Annotated in this window: 4 protein-coding genes; 2 read left to right on the forward strand and 2 right to left on the reverse strand. The window is 75.1% G+C overall.

The genetic code is table 11. From position 1 onward, the window contains the following. Positions 1-185 precede the first annotated feature (185 nt). Positions 186-1,136 (forward strand): ABC transporter ATP-binding protein, encoded by a 951-nt coding sequence (locus FNQ90_RS13295; protein WP_182606572.1) that lies wholly within the window; start codon positions 186-188, stop codon positions 1,134-1,136. Continuing rightward, positions 1,133-1,951 carry an ABC transporter permease gene (locus FNQ90_RS13300; protein ID WP_323379935.1) on the forward strand — a complete coding sequence of 273 codons (819 nt, stop codon included), beginning with the start codon at positions 1,133-1,135 and terminating at the stop codon, positions 1,949-1,951. The genes FNQ90_RS13295 and FNQ90_RS13300 overlap by 4 nt, the downstream gene beginning before the upstream one ends. A 50-nt stretch (positions 1,952-2,001) precedes the next feature. On the opposite strand, the gene FNQ90_RS13305 is transcribed toward FNQ90_RS13300, so the two are convergent. Both FNQ90_RS13305 and FNQ90_RS13310 read right to left on the reverse strand, forming a co-directional pair. Next, the gene (locus FNQ90_RS13305; protein WP_323379936.1) at positions 2,002-3,051 is read right to left on the reverse strand and encodes a glycoside hydrolase family 6 protein; all 1,050 of its coding nucleotides are present in this window, start codon (positions 3,049-3,051) and stop codon (positions 2,002-2,004) included. Positions 3,052-3,121: 70 nt separating this feature from the next. After that, complete coding sequence (locus tag FNQ90_RS13310; protein WP_182606573.1) at positions 3,122-4,594, reverse strand: SCO6880 family protein; 1,473 nt, start codon at positions 4,592-4,594, stop codon at positions 3,122-3,124. Positions 4,595-4,610: the final 16 nt, after the last annotated feature.

Here is a 4,610-nt window from a genome sequence, read left to right on the forward strand (position 1 = left end):
GCATCCCCCCCTCGTAGGGAGCCCCGGTGGCCCCCACCCGTGCCGGAAGTCATGGGCGGTGATCACGACCATCGGCACGGGCGGAGGGCGGGGGTCGCGAACCAGCATGGAGGCCACGGGGGATCCCGGCGGCCCCGTGGGTCGTCGGGGCCCCGGTCGCCCCGAAAGCCCGTCGAGGAGGAGCCGTGCACGCCATCGAGGTCCGCGACCTGACCGTCCGGTACGGGACGAGGACGGCCGCGGACGGCATCGACCTGACCGTCGACCCGGGGGAGATCGTCGGGCTCCTGGGGCCCAACGGGGCGGGGAAGACCACGGTCGTGGAGACGGTGGCGGGCCTGCTCGCGCCCGACCGGGGCACGACCCGGGTGCTCGGCCTCGATCCGCGCCGGGACCGCGCGCGGCTGCGCCGGGTGCTCGGCGCGCAGTTGCAGGCGAGCGCCCTGCACTCCTCGCTGACCGTGCGGGAACTGGTGCGCCTGCACCGTTCCTTCCACCCCGACGGTCACGACCCCGATCGGATGATCACGGCGCTGGGGCTGGAGGAGCAGGCCGCCACCCGGTTCGAGAAGCTCTCCGGCGGGCAGGCCCAACGGCTGTCGATCGCGGTGGCCCTGATCGGCGCGCCCCGGGTGGCGCTGCTGGACGAGCTGACCACCGGCCTGGACCCCCGCGCCCGCCGCGAGGTGTGGGCGCTGGTCGAACGGCTGCGGGCGGACGGCACCGCCGTGCTGCTGGTGAGCCACCTGATGGAGGAGGTCGACCGGCTCTGCGACCGGGTGGTGGTGCTCGACCGGGGTCGGGTCGTCGCCCGGGACTCCCCAAAGGGACTGGTGAAGCGGACCTGTCCCGGTCGTCGGGTGCGGTGGCGCACCGCCGAACCGCTCGATCCGGGGACGATCGCGACGCTGGAGCGGCTGCCGGGGATCTCCTCGGTCGAGGTGACGGGGGAGCGGCTGACGGTCACGGGGGAGGGCGATCCACTCCGGACGGTGGGTACGGCCCTGGTCCGCGCCGGGGTCGTCACGGTGGAGACCCGCGAGGAGCGGCCGGGTCTGGACGACGCCTTCCTGGCCCTCACCGGCCGCCCGCTCTCCGACGCACCCGCCCCGAACCCCGAGGAGGAGGACCGGTGACCACCGACCGTCCCACCGACGGAGGGCAGGACGCCCCGACCGGCACGGCGATCGCCCCGCTCCGCCCCGGCCCCCGGGCCTGGCTCGCGCTGATCGGGGCCGAGGCCCGGATGGTGGTCCGCGACACCGCCGGCCTGGTCGTCCCGCTCGGCCTGCCACTGTTGATCCTCGTCATGAACGGCCTCGGAAGCGGTGGGGAGGAGGAGATCCCGGGCACCGGCGGACGCACGGTGTTCGACGTGTACGTCCTCCCGCTCACCCTCACCGTGGTGGTGGCGATGGTCGGGGTGGTGAACCTACCGAGCTTCCTCGCCCATCACCGGCGCTCCGGCGTCCTGCGCCGCCTGGGCGTCACTCCCGCCCACCCGGTGATGGTGCTGGTGGCGCAGGCGGTGGTGGGTGTGATCCAGGCGCTTCTCGGGGTCGCTGTGGCCATCGGGGTCGCCGTGACGGTCTTCGACGCGACCCCGCCGGCGGCTCCGTTGCGCGCGGTGGCCCTGCTGGTGCCGGTGCTCGCGGCGCTGTACGCGGTGGGGACGCTCGTGGCGGCGATCGCCCCGACCACCAACGCCGCCGTCGCGATCGGGCTGGTGCTCTTCCTCGGCATGGGAGCCGGTGGAGGGATGTTCGGCCCCCGGGAGAACCTGCCGGACGCTCTCGCGACCGTCGGGGAGTTCCTCCCCTTCGGGGCCTCGGTGGAGGTGCTGGGAGCGGCGTGGGTCGGCACGCCCGTCGCGGCGGGGCACCTGTTCGCGCTGCTCGGGGGGACGGTCCTCGCGGGCGCCGTGGCGGCCCGTTTCTTCCGCTGGTCCTGATCGGGGCCGGGGGCGGCCGCCCGCGAGGCGCCCGCCCCCGGCCCCGGCGGTCAGGAACGGGCGCCGCGGGCCAGCTCCAGCGCGTACTCCGGCCACCACTCCCCGGCCGGCGGCCCGCCCCGGCACTCGCCGTCGGACTCGCCCGGTCGTTTGATCCACAGGTGGGCGTCGATCAGCGGATCGCCGGTCTCCGTGGTGGGCGGGGTGCCCAGGGCCCGGCCGGGAGGATTGCACCACGCCTGCGCCGGATCGCCGTTCTCCAGCGGGCCGTTGCCGTTGCGGCTGGTGTCCACGACGAAGTGGGCGCCGTCCAGCAGCGCGGACAGCTCCCGGCCGTAGGCGACGACCTCCTCGGTGGGACGGTAGTTGGAGACGTTCAGCGCGAAGCCGTCCGCCCGGCCGACCCCGGCCCGGTGCAGCGGCACCACCAGGTCGGCGGGATCGGTGATCCAGCTGGGGTTGCCGGCGTCGATGTAGACCCGGGTGCGCGGCAGTTCCCCGAGCCGGTCCACCGCCTCCGACATCGCGGCGTACCGCTCCTCGTGGTGGATGGGCGCGGTGCAGCCGTCCACGATGTGCGGCACGGCGTCCGGCTCCAGGATGACGATCGCCTCGGCGTCGCCGATGTTGTCGGCGAAGGAGCCGATCCAGGAGCGGTACGCGTCCAGGTCCACCGCGCCACCACGCGAGTACTGGCCGCAGTCGCGGTGGGGGACGTTGTAGGCGACGAACACCGCCGTGCGCTCCTGCTCGCCCGCGGCGCGCGCCACCTCCCGGATCCGCGGCCCGGGGTCGGCACCCTCTCCGGGCGGCCACTCGGCGAGCGGTTGTTCGGCCAGCAGGCGGAGGGTCTCGGCGTCCTCCTCGCGGCCCTCGGCCCGCCATTCGGCGATCTGCCGGGCGGCGGGGCTGCGCGGATCCACCCACAGCTCCGCGTCCACCACGATCGATTCGTCCCCGGCGTCCCCGGCGTCCCCGGCGTCCCCGGCGGTCCCGTCGGCGGGGGCGGCCGGGGTGCCGTCGGGTCGTTCCCCCGGGGAGGTCTCACCGGCGGGACCGGAGCCGGAACAGCCGAGGGTCAGCAGGACGGCGAGCAGCACGGGCACGCCAGGGAAGGCGCGGGGGCGGGCTCTGCCATCGCGCGAACCCCGCCGCCGGGCGGGGGCGGGGTCACAGGGCGATGCGGGCCAACGGCAGGGCGCCGAGGAGGAAGGCGTCGGGCTGCTGGTAGTTGAGCCGGCGCAGGTCCACGCCCGCGGTGACCGCGGCGGTCTCGATCTGCGCGCAGGCGGCGTCGAGGAGGGCGTCGGTGTCGGCGGTAACGGTGACCAGACCGGTCAGCGCGACATCGGCGTGGCCGGCGATGAGTTGACGCTCGCGGGCCTTGACGTCGGCGTACTCGACGGAGTCCTCCTCGCTGTCGACCTGACCGCGGCGGGCGCGTTCGTTGGCGTCGGCGATGATCGCGGCCTTCTTCCGCTGGACGTCCCGCAGCGCGGCCTCCAGGCTCTGCGGCACGTACAGCAGCGAGAGGCTGCGCCGAACCCCCGCGCTGAACATCAGCCCGTGCAGGAAACCGGCGCCCATCTCGGTGCGGGGCCAGTTCTCCACCCAGTAGGTGGCGTGGCGGGCGGTATCGGTGGCCAGCCGGTCGTACTCCTCGACCTGGACCACCGGTCCGGCCGCCGCCGAATCTGCCTCGGCCCGGCCGGTCGCGGACCACTGTTGGAGGGCGGCCAGGGAACGCGGATCGTAGGCGGTGCGCACGAGCGCGGCGATCTCGCGGGCGGTCAGCCACCCGGTGACCACCAGCCCGGCGTCGCGCGCGGCCTGGGCGACGGAGGCGGTGGTCTGCGCCATGACGGTGAAGGCGCCCGGAAGTCCGCCGCCCGCCTGGGAGATGAGCCGTTTGGCGGCCCTGAGATCCAGGGAGATCGCCAGGTAGGTCTCGTGGGGAGCGGCGGCGGGCCCGGCGGAGGCGACCAGTTCGGAGTAGACCTGCCCGGCGACCGGCGCCTGTGGCCGGCCGTGGCGGGTCCAGTGGCGGGTGAGGCCGTCGCCGGAGTCGGGGACGGTGCGTTCCAGGACCTGGACGCAGGCGACGTGTCCGGTGCGGGCGGCACCGGCCAGCGCGCGCCCCCAGCCGTTGACGTTGGTGTTCTGGGTGGCCGGGTCGAGCAGCGCGAACGCGCGGGAGGAGACGCGGGCGACGGTGGTCAGGGTCCGCCGGTGCGGGTCGTGCAGGGCCGCCGCGGCGTTGGCGGAGTCGCCGGGGGTGACGACCTTCAGGGAGGCCGCGGTGCCGGGCAGGTGCAGTGCGCCGTCCCGGCGCGGGCGGGTGACCGGTCGGCCGAGCCACAGGGTGTGACCGGTGCGGCGCCGGTAGGCGTACCGGGCGACGATCGGCGCCCATTCGATCAGGGATCGGCCGTGGCGGCGGATCGCGACCAGGGCGGCGACGACCGCCCACACGGGGGCCAGCGCCAGCGCGCCGAGGAGACCGGCGGAGATCACCGTCACCAGCAGCAGGGCCAACGCGCACGAGACGAGGAGGAGTTGGGGGAGGGAGAGACCGAGGAGGATGCCGCGGCGGGAACGGTGGGGGAACTTCACCGTGACCGGGGCGACGGACAGGTCGGACAAGAGGCTGGTCCAGGGG

The sequence above is a fragment of the Streptomyces alkaliphilus genome (assembly GCF_014141535.1).
Lineage (GTDB): Bacteria > Actinomycetota > Actinomycetes > Streptomycetales > Streptomycetaceae > Streptomyces > Streptomyces alkaliphilus.